The following is a 16,729-nucleotide window of genomic DNA, read 5'->3' as shown; positions in this document are numbered from 1 at the left end:
GACGCCAATGCTGGCTACCCTTGAAAGGCAATGGAATGGCAATCTCGAAAATTGAAGACGCAATCGCGGCCCTGGCGCTGGGCGGCATGGTCGTGGTCGTCGACGACGAGGACCGGGAGAATGAAGGCGACATCATCGTCGCCTCGGACGCGGTGACGCCCGAAACGATCGCGTTCATGATGAAGCACGCCCGCGGGCTGATCTGCGTCGCGATGGAAGGAGAGCGTCTCGATGCGCTCGATATCCCGCTCATGGTTCCGCAGAACACCGAGCTCCATAAGACCGCATTCACGGTCTCCGTCGATTACCTGCCCGCGACCACCACCGGCATTTCCGCAGCCGATCGCGCCGCGACCGTCCAGGCGCTGATGGATCCCGACGCGCGTCCGGCGGACTTCGCCCGGCCGGGGCATGTCTTCCCCCTGCGGGCGCATCCGAACGGCGTGCGCGGACGGCCCGGACACACGGAGGCGGCGGTGGAACTGGCACGCCTTGCCGGCAAGTCCGCATCGGGTGTCATTTGCGAAGTTGCCAATGACGACGGAACGATGGCCCGGCTTCCGGAGCTCGTGGTGTTCGCTGAAACGCACCGGCTTCCGCTGATCACCATCAGAGACCTGATCGCATTCGTCGAGCAGCCGGCCGGCGCGGCACGGGCCGCGTAACCTCATCAGGCTGCCTGAAAACAGGCGGCCATTCGCTTCGGCTCGTCGAGCTCACTCGGGCAGACCGGCCAGCCGCAGCCCATCCGCGAACCGCGCCAGATCTTCGGGTCGATGGATCGGGAGCCAGTCCTTGAGGTTGGAGAGGCGCAAGGACGGATCGAGCGTGCGCAGGCGCTGCATCGCATGCCCTGCTTCGTCGATGCGCCCGGCGAGCGCATGGCTTGCCGCCGCCAGGGCGGCTGCCGGAAGCAAGCTGGGCAGGTTCCCGAGCGCCTTTTCTGCCCAGGCCGAGGCGGGATCGAAGCGCCCGGCGAAGAAATTTGCCAGCGCCATGCCGACCTGCATGCGGAACATTTCCGGATCCAGCGGACTGAGGCGAACGGCATGCGTCAAGTGTTCTGTTGCAGCGTCCGTTTCGCCGCGAAGCGCGCGGAGCGCACCGCCGAGATACCAGGCGGGAGCGAGATTGGGATTGAGCAGGACGGCCCGGTCGATGAGCGCGATACCGCCGTCGAGGTCGCCGGTGAGATGGGCGAGCGCATGTCCGCCTCTCGTCAGCGCCACCGCATCGTCGCGGCCGAGTTGGACGGCGAGCCGCGCCAGGCGGGCGCCCTCGGCGATCTCGCCCGGAGGATCGATCATCCAACCGTTCAACTTTCGCCAGAAATGGCACCAGGCGGCCATGCTGTAGGCGGACGCGAATTCCGCATCAAGCTCGGCCGCCTTGTAGAACAAGGGTAGCGCCGCCTCGATGGCCTCCCGGGTTCCGCTGTGCAGCTTCGCCATGCCGCGCAGGTAATAGTCATAGGCGTCCAGGCTTTCCGTCGGCTTGCGCTTGGCGCGCTCGATCTCCGCCCGTTCGAGCTGCGGCGCGATCGCCCCGACGACGCTTTCGGCTATCTGATCCTGCAATTCGAAGATGTCGTCGAGCGTGCCTTCGAAGCGCTCCGCCCAGAGATGCGTCCCGCTCGTGGCGTCGATGAGCTGCCCGGTGATGCGCACCTTGTTGCCGGATTTGCGCACGCTGCCTTCGAGCACGTAGCGCACGCCAAGCTCTTCGCCGACGTCTCTCGTATCCACCGTCCGGCCCTTGTAGGTGAAGCTCGAATTGCGCGCGATGACGAACAGCCAGCGGATGCGCGACAGGGCGGCTATGATGTCCTCCACCACGCCGTCGGCGAAATAGTCCTGCTCCGGGTCGCCGCTGAGATTCTGGAAGGGCAGGACGGTGATCGAGGGCTTGTCCGGAAGGACGAGCGCGGAAGGAGGCTCCCCCGTTTCGCTTGGCGAGTGTCCGACGATGCCCGGTCCGTCGGGGTGGCTCGGTTTTGCGATCTCGCCGGTCTCGATCACCCCTATGAAGCGGAAGCCCTTGCGGGCGACGGTGCGGACCAGGCGCTGCTCTTCACCGTTGTCGCCGATTGCCTTGCGCACCGCGTTGATGTGGCTGGTGATCGTCGATTCCGAGACGATCCGGCCGCTCCATACCGCCTGAAGCAGATCGTCCTTGCTGACGACGCGGTCGCGGTTCCTGACGAGATGCAGCAGCAGGTCGAAGACCTGCGGCCCGACGGTCACCACTTCCGAGCGCAGGGTAAGCTCCCGGCGCTCGGGGTCGAGCACGTAGTCTCCAAACACGAATTGCACGTCGGCATCCCTCGACCGAGCGGCTCGGCTTGCCAGCCGGAGCAGCGGCGACACTTCTGTCCATTGATAGCACGGCTCGCCGTAACGCGCTCGCACCTCTGCCGCAAGATGACCGACAACCCGCTTGGACGAATAACCAAGCTTTCCTCAAGGTCAATTCAAGCCTGCGGCAAGGACTCCCGACAAGCTTGCAGGCACTCTCCACCCCGGATCGACGGCAAAGATGCGGTCGGCAGAAACGGAGAGAGCCATGAAGATCGTCGTCATCGGAGGCACCGGCCTCATCGGATCGAAACTCGTGAAGAACTTGACGGAGCGCGGCCATGAGGTGCTCGCAGCCGCCCCCAACACCGGCGTCAACACCATCACCCGCGAGGGCCTGGCCGAAGCGCTGGACGGGGCGGAGATCGTCGTCGACGTCGCCAACGCGCCGGTTTGGGAAGACAAGGCAGTCCTCGAATTCTTCGAGACGTCAGGCCGCAACCTCCTGGCCGCGGAAGCTGCCGCCGGCGTCCGCCACCATGTGGCCCTCTCGATCGTCGGCAGCGAACGGCTTCCCGACAACGGCTATTTCCGGGCGAAGGTCGCGCAGGAAAACCTCATCAAGGCGTCCGGCATTCCCTACACCATCCTGCGCGCCACGCAGTTCTTCGAGTTCGTCGGCGGCATTGCCCAGGCGGGCACGGTCGGTGACGAGATTCGCCTGTCGCCGGCGCTGTTCCAGCCCATGGCCTCCGACGATGTCGCGGCGGCGCTCACCGATGTCGCGCTTGCGCCGCCGGTCAAGGGCACCGTTGAAGTGGCCGGTCCGGAGGCGATCCCGCTCGACGAGGTGGTCAGGCGCTTCCTCAAGGCAACCAGGGACGCGCGCAAGGTCGTACCGGACGTGCACGCGCGCTACTTCGGCTCCGTCCTCGACGATCAATCGCTGACCCCCGGCAGCAATGCACGCATCGGCGCAATCCGGTTCGAGGATTGGCTCGCCCGGCAAGCCGCCCACTGAACCTCCGGCGGGCCGCCAAGACGAATGCGGCCCGCTCGGCCCTGACCTTTTGACAGTTATCCTCGAAGGAGAAATGCCATGCTTGCACGATTTCTCTCGGCCGCTGCCTTCGCAGCGCTTTCGATCACCGCAGCTTCGGCCGCCGACAGGCCGGCGGGCAAGGTAACCGTCGTCTTCGACCACGCGCTTCCCAACGTCCCCGGCAAGAGCATGAAGGGCGTTCTCGTCGAATACGGGCCGGGCGGCGCGTCGCCGGCCCACACCCATCCGAAATCCGCCTTCATCTATGCAACCGTGCTTGAGGGCGCGATCCGCAGCAGCGTCACGGCTCGCCGGAAAAGGTCTACAGAGCCGGCGAGAACTTCTACGAAGAACCGGGCTCGCATCACCAGGTAAGCGCGAATGCCAGCGATACGGAGCCTGCACGGCTGCTGGCGGTGTTTGTCGTCGATACCGCCGAAACGGAGCTGACCACGCCCATCGGACAATAACCAACGTCGCTCGATGCCCGCAGTCCCGGGAGGCGATCGCCGCCAGGGCTGCTTCCCGGGTCATCGGCATCCAACAGGAACTGAGAAAATGGATACGCTCGAGGACAAGATCGCCATCGTCACCGGCAGGAGCCCTGCGAAAAGTGTCGTCGTGGCGCAATCCAAAAAGAAGAAGATCGCCGGCTTGGCTCTGTGCGTCGGCGCCGTCGCCGTCATGGCCGGCGGTTGGGCCTGGGCCAGTTCGGGCGGCGCAGCGTCGACCGACAATGCCTATGTCCGCGGCGACGTGACGTCGCTCGCGCCGAAGGTTGCGGGTTACGTCACGGCCGTGGCGGTTCAGGACAACCAGACCGTCCGAGCGGGTGACGTCCTGTTCCGGATCGACGATCGGGACTACCGTGCACGGCTTCAACAGGCCGTCGCCAATGTCGAAGCTGCCGAGGCTCGCCTCATCAATGTCGATGCCGAGACAGAGCTTCAGCATGCGCTCATCCGCCAGGCCGAGGCCCAGAGCCGGTCGGCCGCGGCCGAGCTCGATCTGGCGACCAAGGCCTATGATCGCCGCCGCGAACTCATCCGCAGCAACACCGTCAGCCAGGCCCATGTCGATGAAAGCGATGCGGCACGCACCAGAGCCGAAGCGAACGTCTCGGCCGCCGCTGCGACGGTAGAGGCGCAGCAGCACCGCATCGCCGTCCTTGCCGCTCAGCGCGAAGCGGCCGTTGCTGCCGTCGCGCAGGCGGAGGCGGCGCGCGACCTCGCCCAGATCGATCTCGACAGCACCATCGTACGGGCGCCGGTCGCGGGCGTCATCGGCAACCGCCAGGTCCGCGTCGGTCGGCTTGTCGCGCCCGGCGCTTCCCTGCTCGAGATCGTTCCGGTCAACGACGTGTGGGTCGTGGCCAATTTCAAGGAAACCCAGCTCGAACATATCCGGCCCGGCCAGCGCGCCCGCATCACCATCGACGGCTATCCGAACGGGGCGCTTGACGGCGTGGTGGACAGCTTTGCGCCGGGCAGCGGCTCTGCCTTCAGCCTGCTTCCCGCGGACAATGCGACAGGCAACTTCGTTCGCGTCGTCCAGCGCGTTCCGGTGAAGATCCGGCTTGCCAACAATCCCTCGCCCGGCCGCATCGTGCCCGGCCTGTCCGCGCGCGTAGAAATCGCGCCGGGAGGCGGCTCATGACCACGGTATTTACGGCCACGAGCCGCGACAGATCCACGGCCGGAACCATTCTTATTGCCGGCATCGTGCTTGCCACTCTGACCGAAGCGATCGCCAGCACCGTCCTGTCGCTAGGACGCGGCGATATCATTGGCGACACCCATGCGACGCCGGACGAGTTCGCCTGGCTGGACATCGGTTATACCACGCTCAAGCTTATCGGATTCCTGGCCGCCCCCTGGCTGATGAACCGTATTCGTCCGCTGAACCTGGTGATCGGCGCAACCCTGGTCATGGGCATGGCTTGCGGCATTGCCGCCATGACGGATCGCCTTGACCTGATGGTCGCCCTCCGCATCCTCCAGGGCCTTTCCGGTGGCACTCTGCTTGTCGCCGGCCAGGCGATCATCTTTTTCGCCTATCCGCGATCCCGCCAGCCGATCCTGCAGGCCCTATTCGCGATGGGGGCCGTCGTCGCCCCCGCGACAATCGCGCCTGCCCTTCAGGGGTGGTTGATCGATAGCCAATCCTGGACATGGATCTTCTTCAGCGTCGTTCCGGTGGCGCTCGCGGCTGTCGGGCTGCTGTTGATCGCGAACCCGCCGACAACGCCCGAGATCGTGCACCGTCCGTTCGATTGGATCGGCTTCGCGCTGATCTCGGTCGCGCTTTTCTGCTTCACCTACGTCTTCAGCCAGGGCAGCCGATGGGACTGGTTCGAGGAGCCGCGCATCCTGTGGCTGACGGTGATCGGCACAGCCACGCTGCTGGCATTTCTCGGCCAGCAGGTTCTGGCCAAAGGCCGGGGCCTCATCGATTTCACCCTGTTCGGATCGGAGGATTTTACCTTCGCCTTCATCGTCAGTTTCGTCGCCGGCGCCGCCCTGTTCGGCAGCGCGTTCCTGATTCCGTCCTTTGCCGTATCGGTCCTCGCATTCAGGCCTACGGACGCCGGCCTGCTCCTGTTGCCGAGCGGCGGGCTGTTCGTCGCCGCCCTGCTCCTCGCCGCCTTTCTCTTCCAGGTACGCCGCGTTCCGCCCTTCGCCACGGTGCCGTTCGGCATCCTGATGATCATGGTCGCGATGTGGATGCTCTCCGGTTCGACCAGCGAGAGCGGTGCCGACGACATGATGGCGGCGATCCTGCTGCGTGGCCTCGGCCTTGGCTTCCTGTTCCTGTCGATCACGCTGATCGCCTTCGGCAACCTCAACAGCCGAAATCTCGCCTCCGGGATCGGTCTCTTCAATACAGGCCGCCAGCTCGGCGGGCTCGCGGGGGTCGCAGCGCTCCAGACGCTGATCGACCATAACCTCGTCGCCAATCTCGCCGTCCTCGGCGCCAATGTCACTGCCGGCAAGCCCGCGGTGATCGAGCGGCTGGCGACCACGGCGGCTATGCTTTCAGCAAAGGGGATGGACGCAGCCGCCGCCAGCCGAGCGGCAACCAGCCTTCTCGGCCGGACCGTGACAGGTCAGTCCAGCGTGATTGCCTTTGACACGGCCTTCAATGCGGTCGCACTGCTGTTCGTCGTCGCCGCCCCGGTGCTGGTCGGCATCAAGATCGGACTCTCCAGGTACGCGAAAGCGCGCTCTGCCCGGCTGCTGAAGGCGAAGGCGTCGTAGCGCCTGACACTGTTGCGCATCGATTTTGCCGGCCCTATGCTTTGGGCAGTTTCGCGCCACGGCTTCCGACGGTAGGGGAAGCATGCGACACCAGGAGGGAAATCCCCGCTGTCTGCGGGAGGACGCCGGCGAGGACGTGACGGGCACCCTTCCGCTGGGTCTGTCGTGGCGGCTTTGAGGGATGCAACCGGGGTCGCATGTCGGATAACAGCGCTGCACAGGCATCGTTTCAGTTTCGCGGTTCGTCATTCGACAGCATGATCGAAACGCTCGGCGGCGCTTTCGGCACCTTCGCAGCGGAGCCGATCAGCCAGGCCCAGAGTTTCCGTTGGGGGATCGACCTTTCGGCCTGCGACAGTGCAGTATTAATCACCGGCTATCATCAAAGCGATTTCCAGTTCCACATCGAGCCGACCGCCGATACGGCGGAGTATCTGTCGATCGTCCTGCCTCGAAACGGCGGAATGGGCGTGACCTACGGGCCGCGGACGGCGGAGGCGGGGCGAGGAGAGTTGCTCCTCTACAACAATTTCGAACCCAACAGCGTCATCATGCACGGGGAAGACAATGTCGTAGACGAGCTCCTGATCAACTGGTCCGTTGTCCTTCAGACATTGGGTCAGACCTTCGAGGCGCCCTTCGACGGATCCCTGAACCTGCTGCCGCAGGTGAGCTTGTCCACGCCGGCCGGCCAGTTGATCGGCAATCTTGCAGAAACGATCATGGGCGGCATACGCAACGGCGGTCCCTTGCTGCAGTCGCCAATCGCTATGGCGCACTTGACGCAGGCGCTTGCCGACGTGGTGGTGCGCCTGGTCCCCCACCGGCTATCGCACTTGCTGGACAAGAAGCCGTGCCTGATCGCCCCGCGCCATGTCCGCCGGGCGATCGAGTTCATGCAAGCCAATATCAATCAGCCGATCACCATGCCTATGGTTGCCGAAGCTGCCGGCGTTTCCGTCCGAGCTCTGGAAACCGGCTTCCGCGCCTTCCGGGATACGACGCCCGCCGCCTATCTCCTCAGGCTTCGCCTGCGCTCGGCACGCCAGGACCTCCTCGATCCCGAGAACAATCAGACCCTGAGAGCGATCTGCCTGAAATGGGGCTTCTTTCATTTCGGGCGGTTTTCCGCGGTCTACAGGGCGACCTATGGAGAAAACCCCTCCGATACAAGGCGGCGCGTCGGCGGTTCTGTTTTCACGGGCGCGGACGTCCTGCGGTGAATGCGGCGTTCGGCGTGAAAGTATCTGCCGCGGGACACCTGCAACTCGGTGCATCGAATGCAGCCTGTTGCATTACAAGGTCCATTGTATGATGCTGTGCCGCCGCTGCGAATATTATGGCATACCTTTCAGCGTGACGGCGCCACCCGCGGAATTCTGCTCATAGAATGTAAGCAAGGAGAAGAGTATCGATGGCATTGGGGGATTCGGCGACGCGTCCCGACTGGGTGTCGTTCGAAGGGCGCGACCCGGACCGCCTTGCAGCAACGCTGACGAGTTGGGTCTCCAGTGTCGTTGTCCGGCCACTTGGCAGGGAGAGCATCTATTACAAATGCGCCTGGGCGAACGCCGGCGTCGTATCGATCGGCTGCACGCACATTGAGGGACGAGTCCTCTTCGAGAGCGAGGCCGACGGCCAGCTGGTGCTGCTCGTGCCGCTTCGTGGGGGTGTAGACCTTCGCATGGGACGGGAGGCATTTCGCACGTCGCCCGGCCGCGGCGCAGTCATAGAAGGCGATCGCCGCATTGTCGCCCAGTCCTCGAGCGCTCGCGAGCACATGTTCGTCGCTATCGATCGAGCGGCACTTTTGCGCCAGCTCTGCGACATTGTCGAGATGCCGGTCTCCGGTGCCTTAGAGTTCTCGCCGGAACTCGATCTGTTGTCGGGACCCGGAACGGCGATTGCCAGCATGGCCGAGACGCTGAGAGCGGGCCTTACTGGCGATGCACCGTTGCGCAGGTCGCCCCTCGCGCTGACAAACTTAAGTGAGGCCTTGATCCAGCTGCTCCTCGACACGGTGCCTCACCGCTTCTCGGAAAAAATGCGCCGCGCGGTTTCGCCGGTCCCGCGGCATGTGAAGAAGGCGGTCGATTTCATGATGGCCAACCTGTCGAGGCCGATTACCCTGGTAGAGGTCGCCGCCGCCTGCGGGGTCAGTTCGCGTACCCTCCAGCAGGGGTTTCGCCAATTCAAAATGACCACCCCGATGAGCTACCTCCAGGATCTGCGGTTGAAGGCGCTTCGCGAAGAGCTGACCCAGGCCTGGCCGGGGCAAAGCGTCGCCGACATAGCGCTCAAATGGGGCTTTACGCATATGGGGCGTCTGGCGACCGATTACCGCAACCGTTTCGGAGAGCTTCCATCCCAGACACTCCGCTCCTGTTGAGCGGCCGGCCGGGACGGCTGCACCCCTCGCGCCCAATTGCCGGCGATCGCTCGAATTCGTCGAATCAGGTCCTATAAATAATGGGAACGACATCTAATGGGCGGAGCCGGAGATGCGCGAACCCGAATGCATGAAATTCCAGCCGAGCGAATGGGTGCCGAACCACCCCAGGCTGCCGGTGCTTCTTTATCGTCAGGCTCTGTCCGCCGCGGAGAGCGATGCGGCGGCGTTCGAGCGGCGCTTTGCCGCGGCCGGTTGGCAGGGGCTGTGGCGCAACGGCGTCTTTTCCTATCAGCATTATCATATCGGCGCACATGAAGTCCTCGGCATCGCCGGAGGCAATGCGAAGCTGTTGATCGGCGGTCCGGACGGCGTGGTGCTGAAGGTGGGTGCAGGCGACTGTCTCGTCCTACCGGCGGGGACGGGTCACAGCAACCTCGGGTCGAGCGACGCTTTCCTCGTCGTCGGCGGCTATCCGCCCGGGCAGACGGCCGATATCCAGACGCGGGCCGCCAGCACGAGCGCCCTGCAAACGATCGCCAACCTGCCGCTCCCCGCAACCGACCCGCTCCATGGCGCCGACGGGCCCCTGACGCGTCTTTGGAAAGAGGCCTAGGCTGCGGATTGGGGCGACGTCTTCGCTACGAACTGCGCGTTCGACGCTCGCGCTGCCGTGCCTCGGTGCGCCACCGGTGGCGGGGAGGGCGACGGACGACGTCCCCGATCACCCCTCCGCCAGCGTAAACACGGCGCAGGGCGCGGCGATGCCGCGGAGCTCGTGGTCGCCGAGTGGCAGCAGCGGGCTTGAGGTTTCCTCGGCGACGGCGCCGGAGATCAGGACCGAGCGGCCGAGCGGGCGGCAGAGGCCCTCGAGGCGGCTGACGAGGTTGACGGCGGGGCCGATAGCGGTGAAATCCAGCCGGTCGACGGCGCCGATATTGCCCCAGAGGACGTCGCCGAAATGCAGTGCCGTACCGAAGGGGAGCGGCGGCAGCCCCTGGGCCTGGCGCGCGGCGTCAAGATGCGCCATGCCGGCGCGGGCGGCGACGACGGCGCGAAGGGCCGCCTCGCAGGCCTCGGCTGCCGAACCGGTCACAGGGAAGATCGCCAGCAGGCCATCGCCGATGAACTTCAACACCTCGCCACCGAAGGCGTGGATCGCCCCGGCGACGCGGTCGAACCAGGCGTCGAGCGACGCGATCATCTCGGCGGGGGGGGTTGCCTCGGAGAGCGCGGTGAAATTGCGCAGATCCGCATAGAGCAGTACGGCGCGGATGGTCTCGCCGGTGCCGCGGGTCAGTGCGCCGGCCCGGACCCGTGCGGCACTGCGGCGGCCGAGATAGGCCTCGAGCAGCGCCGACAGCGCAGCCCGCTCGGCAAGCGCCGCCAGTGGCGCCGCGGCAAAGCGGGCCGCCTGGCGCAGCCGGCTCGCCTCGGCCGGGTCGAAGCCGCGTATCCCGGCCCAGGCGAGCACCGGTTTGTCGGGCGCCGCTCCGACCGTGTCCTCCAGAACCGGACCGAGTCCGGCCAGCCAGTCGCGCTCGGCATGGCTCGGCGGGCCGCCGGCGAAGCCGAGCGACTCGATCACCGCCCCGTTCTCCGCGCGCCACAGCCAGGTGCGGCGGGCGATGATCGGATGCGGCACCGCAAGCGTCAGGGCACCGCCGGCCAAGGGAAGACGGTCGGCCAAAAGCCGACTGCCGAGCTCGGCGAGGAACCGGTCGGCCCCGGGCGAGGCGCCGGCCTCGTCCAGCAGCCAGGCGAGGGGCGCGGGCAGATCCATGCCGAAAGCATACCGCCAAGGGATGCGGCCTGTCATCCGCGTCAGGCACGATTGCTGGCAGAAAAATCAGTTGCAGGTCAACGGCTTCCGCTTATTGCGTGCGGCCTGCCCGCGCGGCGGTGGCGCATCCGGCGCTGCGAGGCTATCATCGGAGGGGTCCCGATCCACCTGCCGATCGATCGCCACAGGTGGGCAACCATGGGGGAGACCGATGCAAGAGTCCCTCGTCGTCCGCCGTGAGACGCACATTGCCGCGCCGCCCGCCGCCGTCTTTGCGCTGCTGACCGATCCGGAGAAGATCCTGCGCTGGATGGGCACCGAGGCGGAGATCGAGCCGCAGCCCGAGGGGCTTTATCTCGTCAACGTAACCGGGGCCCGCTTCGCCCGCGGATCCTTCCGCGAAGTGGTGCCGGTCCACCGGCTCGCCTACAGCTTCGGCTGGGAGGGCAGCGAGGTCGTGCCGCCGGGATCGAGCCTCGTTGAGATCGACCTGATCGAACAGCCGGACGGAACGCTGCTGCGCCTGACCCATTCGGGCCTCCCCAGTGCCGAGCAATGTGCCGGCCATGCGGAAGGTTGGGCCCACTATCTCGACCGGCTGGCCGAGGCCGCGGCCGGACGCAATCCGGGCCCGGATCCCTGGCACGGCCGCACTTAGAGTTTTGCCGCTGCCGCATGCGCCGGATGCCGGCTATCGCTTCAAGCCGGCCGCGCGAAGCGCATAATCGATGACTTTCCGGATCTTGTCGTCCCGTGGCGACGCGCGATCGGCGGGCATGACGCGCGCGGAGATTGGTTTTGCCGCCGCTTTACGCCGCCGGCCGCTCGCGAGTTTTCGCGTCAGCCCCCAGGATTGGGCGATGTGCACGGTGGAGGAGATGCCGACATCAAGCATGTAGGGGCCGCTTTTTCCGTAGCCGCTCGCCACGTTGAGCGGCAATCCATGCCCCATATCGTGGATGCTGTAGAGCGCGATGCGGTCCCGTCCGTCGGCGTCCCTCCAGACCTTCCGCGTCTGGCCGTCCACGGTTTCGGTGACGGCCGGCGCCGAATCGACGTCGTGCACCCCGCGCCATTGTTCGACGATCGCCCGCGCGTTCGCTTCGGCAACGGTGCTGTCGCCTGTCCCGTGCCATACGGAAAGTGTCGGCCAGGGTCCGGTGTGGGGGGAGGCGGCGCGAAGGCCGGCGCGCAGTTCCCGGGTTTTCGGGATGCTGTGGCCGCGCATCCGCTCGAATGCCCCCGAGACCGTCGACGCGGTTCCATAGGGAAGGCCGGCAATGATCGCCCCGCCGGCAAAGACGTCAGGATAGGTTGCGAGCAGAACATTCGCCATTGCGCCCCCGGCGGAAAGCCCGGTGACGTATATTCTTTCGCTGGCAAGCTTGTGCCTCGAGACCATCGTTCCGATCATTTGCCGGATGGAGAGTGCCTCGCCCTTATCGCGGCCGATGTCGTCGAGGAGGAACCAGTTGAAACAGAGATTGCCGTTGTTGTCGCGCACTTGCTGCGGGTAGAGAAGCGCGAAGCCATGCTCCTCGGCCATTTTCGACCAGCCCGAGCCGGCGTCGTAGTCGGCCGGAATCTGCGTGCAGCCGTGCAGGACGACGACAAGCGCCGGCTTCTTCGCGAGGCTTTTCGGCAGATAGCACTTGGCCTTCAGTGCTCCGGGGTTAGAACCGAAATTCGTAAGCGCGGAAAGCCTGTTGCGGGGTTGAGCAGGCTCGGCTTTGCCTGACTTGAGCCGCGTGATCCTTGCAAGCGTGTCGGGTACTGTTCTCATGAATGGATATCTCCTGCGTCAGCAGCCGGGGCGCCACCAAGCCATAACGTCGCCTAGCGGAATTAGTTGCTGCACTGCACAATGAAATATCCGTGATAGGTCCTTCAAGATCTCCGGAGCGGCAAGGGCACCGATCGGCGGCGGCTCCTTTTCGGAGGAACGACGAGTTGGCTTGTGGCTCTGAGCCGCTGGTCAGTGCTCTCGAAGTAATCGGACGAACGACGATGTCAGTTCCTGACCAGACCTTGGTCGGATATTTCCCCCCGTCTTTCGGACCAGTCTCCAATGACAAAGGTCTAAGGAGGACGTTTCAGTGGAACGAAAGACCATGGAACCGCATAGCTGCCGTTGAGGTAGTGCCGGCTCGGCTGGCACGAGCGTGAAGGCTAGCGGCAATGCCGGCCGGTCTGACGCGGCGGGGATTTTACCTCGCGTCCCACACGAATGGAGATGCGCGATGCGATACAGAATATCGGCCTATCCGGAACGAGAAGCCCGCAGCGGAATACCCGTCGCATTGATGCTTGCGATGATCGCTGTGTTGAGCGCCTATCTGTTCGTCGGGGATTTGCTCACGGAGCCCCGCCAGCAAACCCGTGTCTATCCACCTGATGCCGTCACAATGGTCGAAAGCGCGGACAAGGCGCCATAACGAGCGGGGCCCTGTCGTGACCTGGACTTCCGCCGCACGGCGCATCGGCCCTTGGCCTGATCGGCACGCGCATAGGTCTGAGTGCTGAGGAGAAAAGGAACTTATAGGCGAAAGTGCTGTTCTTGACGCAAATCTTCGCGCAGCGCCGTCCCTTCCTGCGCGGGGGTCGAGCTCGCCGGTTCCATCCGGCGGGCTCTCTTTGTCGCTGCGTCCCGATGGCCAAGCCGATCTCTTTCAGACCTTGGTCCGAAGTGGGCTGGGCGAATGTCCAGACGCGACGTGAGAAAGGTCCAAGAACACTCGTTAAGGCAAGCCGCGGGTTGACGATTGATTTGCGCCGTGGGCAAGGTATTGCGAGAAAGGCGAGCACGAAGATCGCCGGATCGGCTCGACTCCAATAAGCCGGCCTTTGCTCGTCATGCTGATAGCCACTGCCAGGCGAATGGTGCGCCAATGATTTTTCTTAGCAGCAATGCCAAGACCAGCGGACGAAAGTTCGTGGCGGTCCTGTGCACCGTGACGATCGGCTTCGTCTTCGCAGGCCTGCCTTACAAGGCAACCCTGTCCGACTCCGCGCTCGAACTCTCGCTTCAATCCGCCCTCGCCAAGAATGGTGGCAATGGCGGCGGCAATGGCAATGGTGGCGGCAATGGCGGCGGCAACGGCAATGGCGGCGGTAACGGCAATGGAAAGGGCGGTTCGAACAGCAGCAGTTCGAGCAGCAGTTCCAGCGGAGCGAGGGTAAAAGGTGCGGCGGTCGGAACCTTCGGCTCGATCTTGAAAATTCGCCATGTCGAAGGAATAAGCGAAGAAATCAAAAACGGCCGCTACATCATGAAAGACGGCCGCGGGCGCACCATTGTGAACCGGCGCGCGACGTCGGCTGACCAGAAGCGGCTGCTATCCCTTATTGACTGAGCGGGCGGTCGAGGGCGTCGCGCAGCACCATCGCCGCCTCGGTCCGGTTGGCGACGTCTAGCTTTGCCATGATCTGCGTCATGTGGTGCTTGATCGTCTTCTCGTGCAGATTGAGCTTGCGAGCGACCTGCTTGTTGCTCATTCCTGATGCGACGAGATTGAGAACCTCTCGCTCCCGAGTGGTCAGGTCGTGGATCAGGTCGAACTTGCTTGCCGAGGGGGGTGCGCTGTTGGACAGGAGTTTGGCCGACAGTGTCGGAGCCACGTAGCTTTCGCCGGAGGCGACGGCGCGGATGACATCCGCCAGCGCTCTCGATCCGATCCCCTTGAGGATATAGCCCTTGGCGCCGCCCTGCAGGGCGGCCTTGACGTCGTCGCCTGCCTCCGAAACGGTGAGCATGACGATCTTCTGCGCCGGAGCGATCTGAAGAATAAGCGGCACCGCCGCGAGTCCGCTCCCGGGCATCGAGATATCGAGCAGCATCACGTCGGGCGCCAGGTTCTCGGCAATTCTCAGCGCATCGTCGCGCGAGCCGCCTTCGGCTACAATTTCGAAGCCTTCGAGCTCCGATAGACTCCTCGTCACCCCCTCTCTGAACAGAGGGTGATCGTCGATCACCGCAACGCGAATCGCAGTCGTCATAGCTGCCCCACCTCCTCGATGCCGAGCGACATCCGGACAACCGTGCCCGGAGCGGCGCCGTTCAGTTCAAATGTTCCGCCGAGACTTTCTATCCGCTCTCTCAGACCGGCAAGCCCGAGGCTCGTCGGCCTCACTTTGTCGGGATCGAAACCGGGCCCGCCATCGGCTACCTCGATCCGCACCCTGTTGCCGTCCATGCTCTGCACGACACGCTGCCCAACGCCTCCGCCGTGTCGGTAGGCATTGTTCAACGCCTCCTGCACAAAACGGTATATGCATATCTTCGCCGAGGGGGAAAGGTGATCCGGCGGACGGGACAGCGACAAATCCACAGCCGAGCCGGTTCGCTGCCGGTGGGCGTGGACACAGCGCTCGAGTATCTCTCGCAGGCTCGCCGTTTCGATCTGCGGCAGGACCAGCCCGTTGCATATGGTTCGGATCTCACGCATCGCCTCGTCGAGACTTGCCTTGATGGCGGCGACCTCGCGTTCGCGCTTGTCTGTCGGGGTCGCCGTGCTCATCAACGCCTCGCTATCTACCCTCAGCGAGGCATAGGCCAGCAGTTGAGCGGGGCCATCATGCAGGTCCGCACCGATCCGGCGCAGCATCTGTTCGTTGAGAGCCGTGGCCCGCTGCGACGCCTGCTGCAAGCGCCCGCGCAGCATCTCATTCTGCTCAAGCAGTGCGGAAAGTTCCTCGACGCGCTGCTTGAGGGCGAGGCGCTGCTTGTCGATCGTCCTGCTGCCGCGCATCACGATTGCCGAAAGCATGATGAAGAATGCAAGCGTAAAGCCCGCAACGGCCAGCCACGTCTGGATTCTGGCCCGGCCCAGGCTGAGCTCGAAATCATTGGCAATCTCATGAAACTCGGAGACGGCGACCACCTGTCCCGACCAGGGCTGCAGCACGGGATTGTAGATTTCGAGAAGCGGCTTGTTTGCTGCGCGCTCGGTCTCGCCATCGAGATCGTCTACCGGCGTGAACTGAGCCACGACGTCGCCGTCGAATGCCGCCTTCAGTTCAGGACTTAGCTCGAACCGTTTTCCGACCATGCTCTCTTCATTCGCGTAGAGGATGGTGCCGTCCGCCCGCCAAAGTCGAAACGCCAGCAAACGGCCACCGAGCGCGCCCTGACCAAGTGTCTCGTCGAGCGCCCGCGAAACGGTATCGTCGAGAACTTCGGTCGTTTGCATGTCCGGCAAAAGAGGCGCAATCACGCTGTCGACATAGAGCGCTGTCGTCGCCGCCGAGTTTCGGGTGACGGCGTCCTCGATAAGGCTCGTGACGAAGGCGCCGACCACGATCATTGCCGTGGCGGCGACGATCCCGCCGGCCATCAGGAACTGCTTCGCCAGGGGCTGGGCGTTCCATCTTGTGATCAGGTCTTTGGCGCGCACGACAAATCTCGGGCCTGTCCGCTCGATTCGTTGGCGGCACATCGTTCGATTGATGCCGATATAACTACCGTCTCCTATAGGCGGGTCAATGGCACGCCACGTTTGCGCTGGTGGCTCGGACCTTTTGTGGCCCGTTCTGTCAGACCTAGGTCCGAGAAGCCAGCGCAATAGTCCGACAGCCATGGTGGCGCGACCCCGCTCAAGCTACCGTCGCCTTGGTAAGAAATCTGACGCCTCCAAGCATGAGGCAAGTGAAACCAAGGAGGCCGGCTATGGCTATTTCCAAGACAATCGGAAGGAGCGTCCTTGCCCTGGCGATCGCGGTCGCTCCTCTTGCAACCGTGACCTTCGGCGCCTCGGGTGTTGCTTTTGCCAAGGGCGGCAATGGCGGCGGCAATGGCGGCGGAAACGGCGGTGGCAATGGCGGCGGCAACGGAGGCGGCAACGGAGGCGGTCATGGCGGCGGCCAGAGCAAGTCGCATTCCGGCAGTGGCAAGCAGGACAAAGCGCGGTCTGGCAAGAGCCATGGCGACAAGACCCTGAAGTCGCTCTTTTCGCGCGGGACCAAGTC

At 64.4% G+C, this 16,729-nt stretch carries 15 protein-coding genes and 1 pseudogene; 11 read left to right on the top strand and 5 right to left on the bottom strand.

Annotation, left to right across the window (positions count from 1 at the left end):
* Window positions 1-35 precede the first annotated feature (35 nt).
* Window positions 36-665 carry a 3,4-dihydroxy-2-butanone-4-phosphate synthase gene (gene ribB / locus CO664_RS22420; protein WP_097539949.1) on the top strand — a complete coding sequence of 210 codons (630 nt, stop codon included), beginning with the start codon at window positions 36-38 and terminating at the stop codon, window positions 663-665.
* Between the two features lie 51 nt (window positions 666-716).
* On the opposite strand, the gene CO664_RS22415 is transcribed toward ribB, so the two are convergent.
* Window positions 717-2,312: a winged helix-turn-helix domain-containing tetratricopeptide repeat protein gene (locus CO664_RS22415; protein WP_097540023.1), complete on the bottom strand. Its 1,596-nt coding sequence runs from the start codon at window positions 2,310-2,312 to the stop codon at window positions 717-719.
* A 250-nt stretch (window positions 2,313-2,562) separates the two neighbouring features.
* On the opposite strand from CO664_RS22415, the gene CO664_RS22410 reads away from it, so the two are divergent.
* The 7 genes and pseudogenes from CO664_RS22410 to CO664_RS22380 all read left to right on the top strand — a co-directional run bounded on the left by CO664_RS22410 (window position 2,563) and on the right by CO664_RS22380 (window position 9,598).
* Window positions 2,563-3,315 (top strand): SDR family oxidoreductase, encoded by a 753-nt coding sequence (locus CO664_RS22410; RefSeq protein ID WP_097539948.1) that lies wholly within the window; start codon window positions 2,563-2,565, stop codon window positions 3,313-3,315.
* Window positions 3,316-3,393: 78 nt separating this feature from the next.
* Window positions 3,394-3,806: pseudogene (locus CO664_RS22405) on the top strand (cupin domain-containing protein).
* Window positions 3,807-3,894: 88 nt separating this feature from the next.
* Window positions 3,895-4,992 (top strand): HlyD family secretion protein, encoded by a 1,098-nt coding sequence (locus CO664_RS22400; RefSeq protein WP_097539947.1) that lies wholly within the window; start codon window positions 3,895-3,897, stop codon window positions 4,990-4,992.
* On the top strand, window positions 4,989-6,593 hold the full coding sequence (locus CO664_RS22395; protein WP_097539946.1) for a DHA2 family efflux MFS transporter permease subunit: 1,605 nt from the start codon (window positions 4,989-4,991) through the stop codon (window positions 6,591-6,593). Before CO664_RS22400 ends, CO664_RS22395 begins: the two co-directional genes overlap by 4 nt.
* Before the next feature lie 197 nt (window positions 6,594-6,790).
* Window positions 6,791-7,816: a helix-turn-helix domain-containing protein gene (locus CO664_RS22390; protein WP_097539945.1), complete on the top strand. Its 1,026-nt coding sequence runs from the start codon at window positions 6,791-6,793 to the stop codon at window positions 7,814-7,816.
* 191 nt (window positions 7,817-8,007) lie between these two features.
* A complete protein-coding gene (locus tag CO664_RS22385; RefSeq protein ID WP_097539944.1) occupies window positions 8,008-8,982 on the top strand; it encodes an AraC family transcriptional regulator in 975 nt (324 codons plus the stop codon).
* Window positions 8,983-9,094: 112 nt separating this feature from the next.
* Window positions 9,095-9,598, top strand: a complete 504-nt coding sequence (locus CO664_RS22380) for a cupin (RefSeq protein WP_097539943.1) — start codon at window positions 9,095-9,097, stop codon at window positions 9,596-9,598.
* 108 nt (window positions 9,599-9,706) lie between these two features.
* Here the strand turns inward: CO664_RS22380 and CO664_RS22375 are convergent, their stop codons facing one another.
* A complete protein-coding gene (locus tag CO664_RS22375; protein WP_097539942.1) occupies window positions 9,707-10,765 on the bottom strand; it encodes an adenylate/guanylate cyclase domain-containing protein in 1,059 nt (352 codons plus the stop codon).
* A gap of 211 nt (window positions 10,766-10,976) precedes the next feature.
* Between CO664_RS22375 and CO664_RS22370 the strand changes: the two genes are divergently transcribed.
* On the top strand, window positions 10,977-11,423 hold the full coding sequence (locus tag CO664_RS22370) for an SRPBCC family protein (RefSeq protein WP_037382296.1): 447 nt from the start codon (window positions 10,977-10,979) through the stop codon (window positions 11,421-11,423).
* Window positions 11,424-11,456: 33 nt separating this feature from the next.
* On the opposite strand, the gene CO664_RS22365 is transcribed toward CO664_RS22370, so the two are convergent.
* Window positions 11,457-12,548 (bottom strand): PHB depolymerase family esterase, encoded by a 1,092-nt coding sequence (locus CO664_RS22365; RefSeq protein ID WP_097539941.1) that lies wholly within the window; start codon window positions 12,546-12,548, stop codon window positions 11,457-11,459.
* 457 nt (window positions 12,549-13,005) lie between these two features.
* Between CO664_RS22365 and CO664_RS22360 the strand changes: the two genes are divergently transcribed.
* Both CO664_RS22360 and CO664_RS22355 read left to right on the top strand, forming a co-directional pair.
* Window positions 13,006-13,200 carry a hypothetical protein gene (locus tag CO664_RS22360; protein ID WP_064252847.1) on the top strand — a complete coding sequence of 65 codons (195 nt, stop codon included), beginning with the start codon at window positions 13,006-13,008 and terminating at the stop codon, window positions 13,198-13,200.
* A gap of 453 nt (window positions 13,201-13,653) precedes the next feature.
* Complete coding sequence (locus CO664_RS22355; RefSeq protein WP_097527512.1) at window positions 13,654-14,118, top strand: hypothetical protein; 465 nt, start codon at window positions 13,654-13,656, stop codon at window positions 14,116-14,118.
* Here the strand turns inward: CO664_RS22355 and CO664_RS22350 are convergent.
* Window positions 14,108-14,761: a response regulator transcription factor gene (locus CO664_RS22350; RefSeq protein ID WP_097539940.1), complete on the bottom strand. Its 654-nt coding sequence runs from the start codon at window positions 14,759-14,761 to the stop codon at window positions 14,108-14,110. The genes CO664_RS22355 and CO664_RS22350 overlap by 11 nt on opposite strands.
* Window positions 14,758-16,200 (bottom strand): sensor histidine kinase, encoded by a 1,443-nt coding sequence (locus CO664_RS22345; RefSeq protein WP_097527513.1) that lies wholly within the window; start codon window positions 16,198-16,200, stop codon window positions 14,758-14,760. The genes CO664_RS22350 and CO664_RS22345 overlap by 4 nt, the downstream gene beginning before the upstream one ends.
* Window positions 16,201-16,729 lie beyond the last annotated feature (529 nt).

The organism is Sinorhizobium sp. NG07B (assembly GCF_002532005.1).
GTDB classification, from domain to species: Bacteria; Pseudomonadota; Alphaproteobacteria; order Rhizobiales; family Rhizobiaceae; genus Sinorhizobium; species Sinorhizobium fredii_C.
The sequence above is the reverse complement of the archived record's forward strand: the minus strand, read 5'-3'. Positions and strand labels throughout refer to the sequence as shown.

Coding starts and splice junctions, on each gene's coding strand:
- CO664_RS22370 (WP_037382296.1), top strand. CDS start 10,977: ATGCAAGAGTCCCTCGTCGTCCGCCGTGAGACGCACATTGCCGCGCCG.
- CO664_RS22380 (WP_097539943.1), top strand. CDS start 9,095: ATGCGCGAACCCGAATGCATGAAATTCCAGCCGAGCGAATGGGTGCCG.
- CO664_RS22390 (WP_097539945.1), top strand. CDS start 6,791: ATGTCGGATAACAGCGCTGCACAGGCATCGTTTCAGTTTCGCGGTTCG.
- CO664_RS22350 (WP_097539940.1), bottom strand. CDS start 14,761: ATGACGACTGCGATTCGCGTTGCGGTGATCGACGATCACCCTCTGTTC.
- CO664_RS22410 (WP_097539948.1), top strand. CDS start 2,563: ATGAAGATCGTCGTCATCGGAGGCACCGGCCTCATCGGATCGAAACTC.
- CO664_RS22345 (WP_097527513.1), bottom strand. CDS start 16,200: ATGTGCCGCCAACGAATCGAGCGGACAGGCCCGAGATTTGTCGTGCGC.
- CO664_RS22375 (WP_097539942.1), bottom strand. CDS start 10,765: ATGGATCTGCCCGCGCCCCTCGCCTGGCTGCTGGACGAGGCCGGCGCC.
- ribB (WP_097539949.1), top strand. CDS start 36: ATGGCAATCTCGAAAATTGAAGACGCAATCGCGGCCCTGGCGCTGGGC.
- CO664_RS22360 (WP_064252847.1), top strand. CDS start 13,006: ATGCGATACAGAATATCGGCCTATCCGGAACGAGAAGCCCGCAGCGGA.
- CO664_RS22385 (WP_097539944.1), top strand. CDS start 8,008: ATGGCATTGGGGGATTCGGCGACGCGTCCCGACTGGGTGTCGTTCGAA.
- CO664_RS22365 (WP_097539941.1), bottom strand. CDS start 12,548: ATGAGAACAGTACCCGACACGCTTGCAAGGATCACGCGGCTCAAGTCA.
- CO664_RS22395 (WP_097539946.1), top strand. CDS start 4,989: ATGACCACGGTATTTACGGCCACGAGCCGCGACAGATCCACGGCCGGA.
- CO664_RS22355 (WP_097527512.1), top strand. CDS start 13,654: ATGATTTTTCTTAGCAGCAATGCCAAGACCAGCGGACGAAAGTTCGTG.
- CO664_RS22400 (WP_097539947.1), top strand. CDS start 3,895: ATGGATACGCTCGAGGACAAGATCGCCATCGTCACCGGCAGGAGCCCT.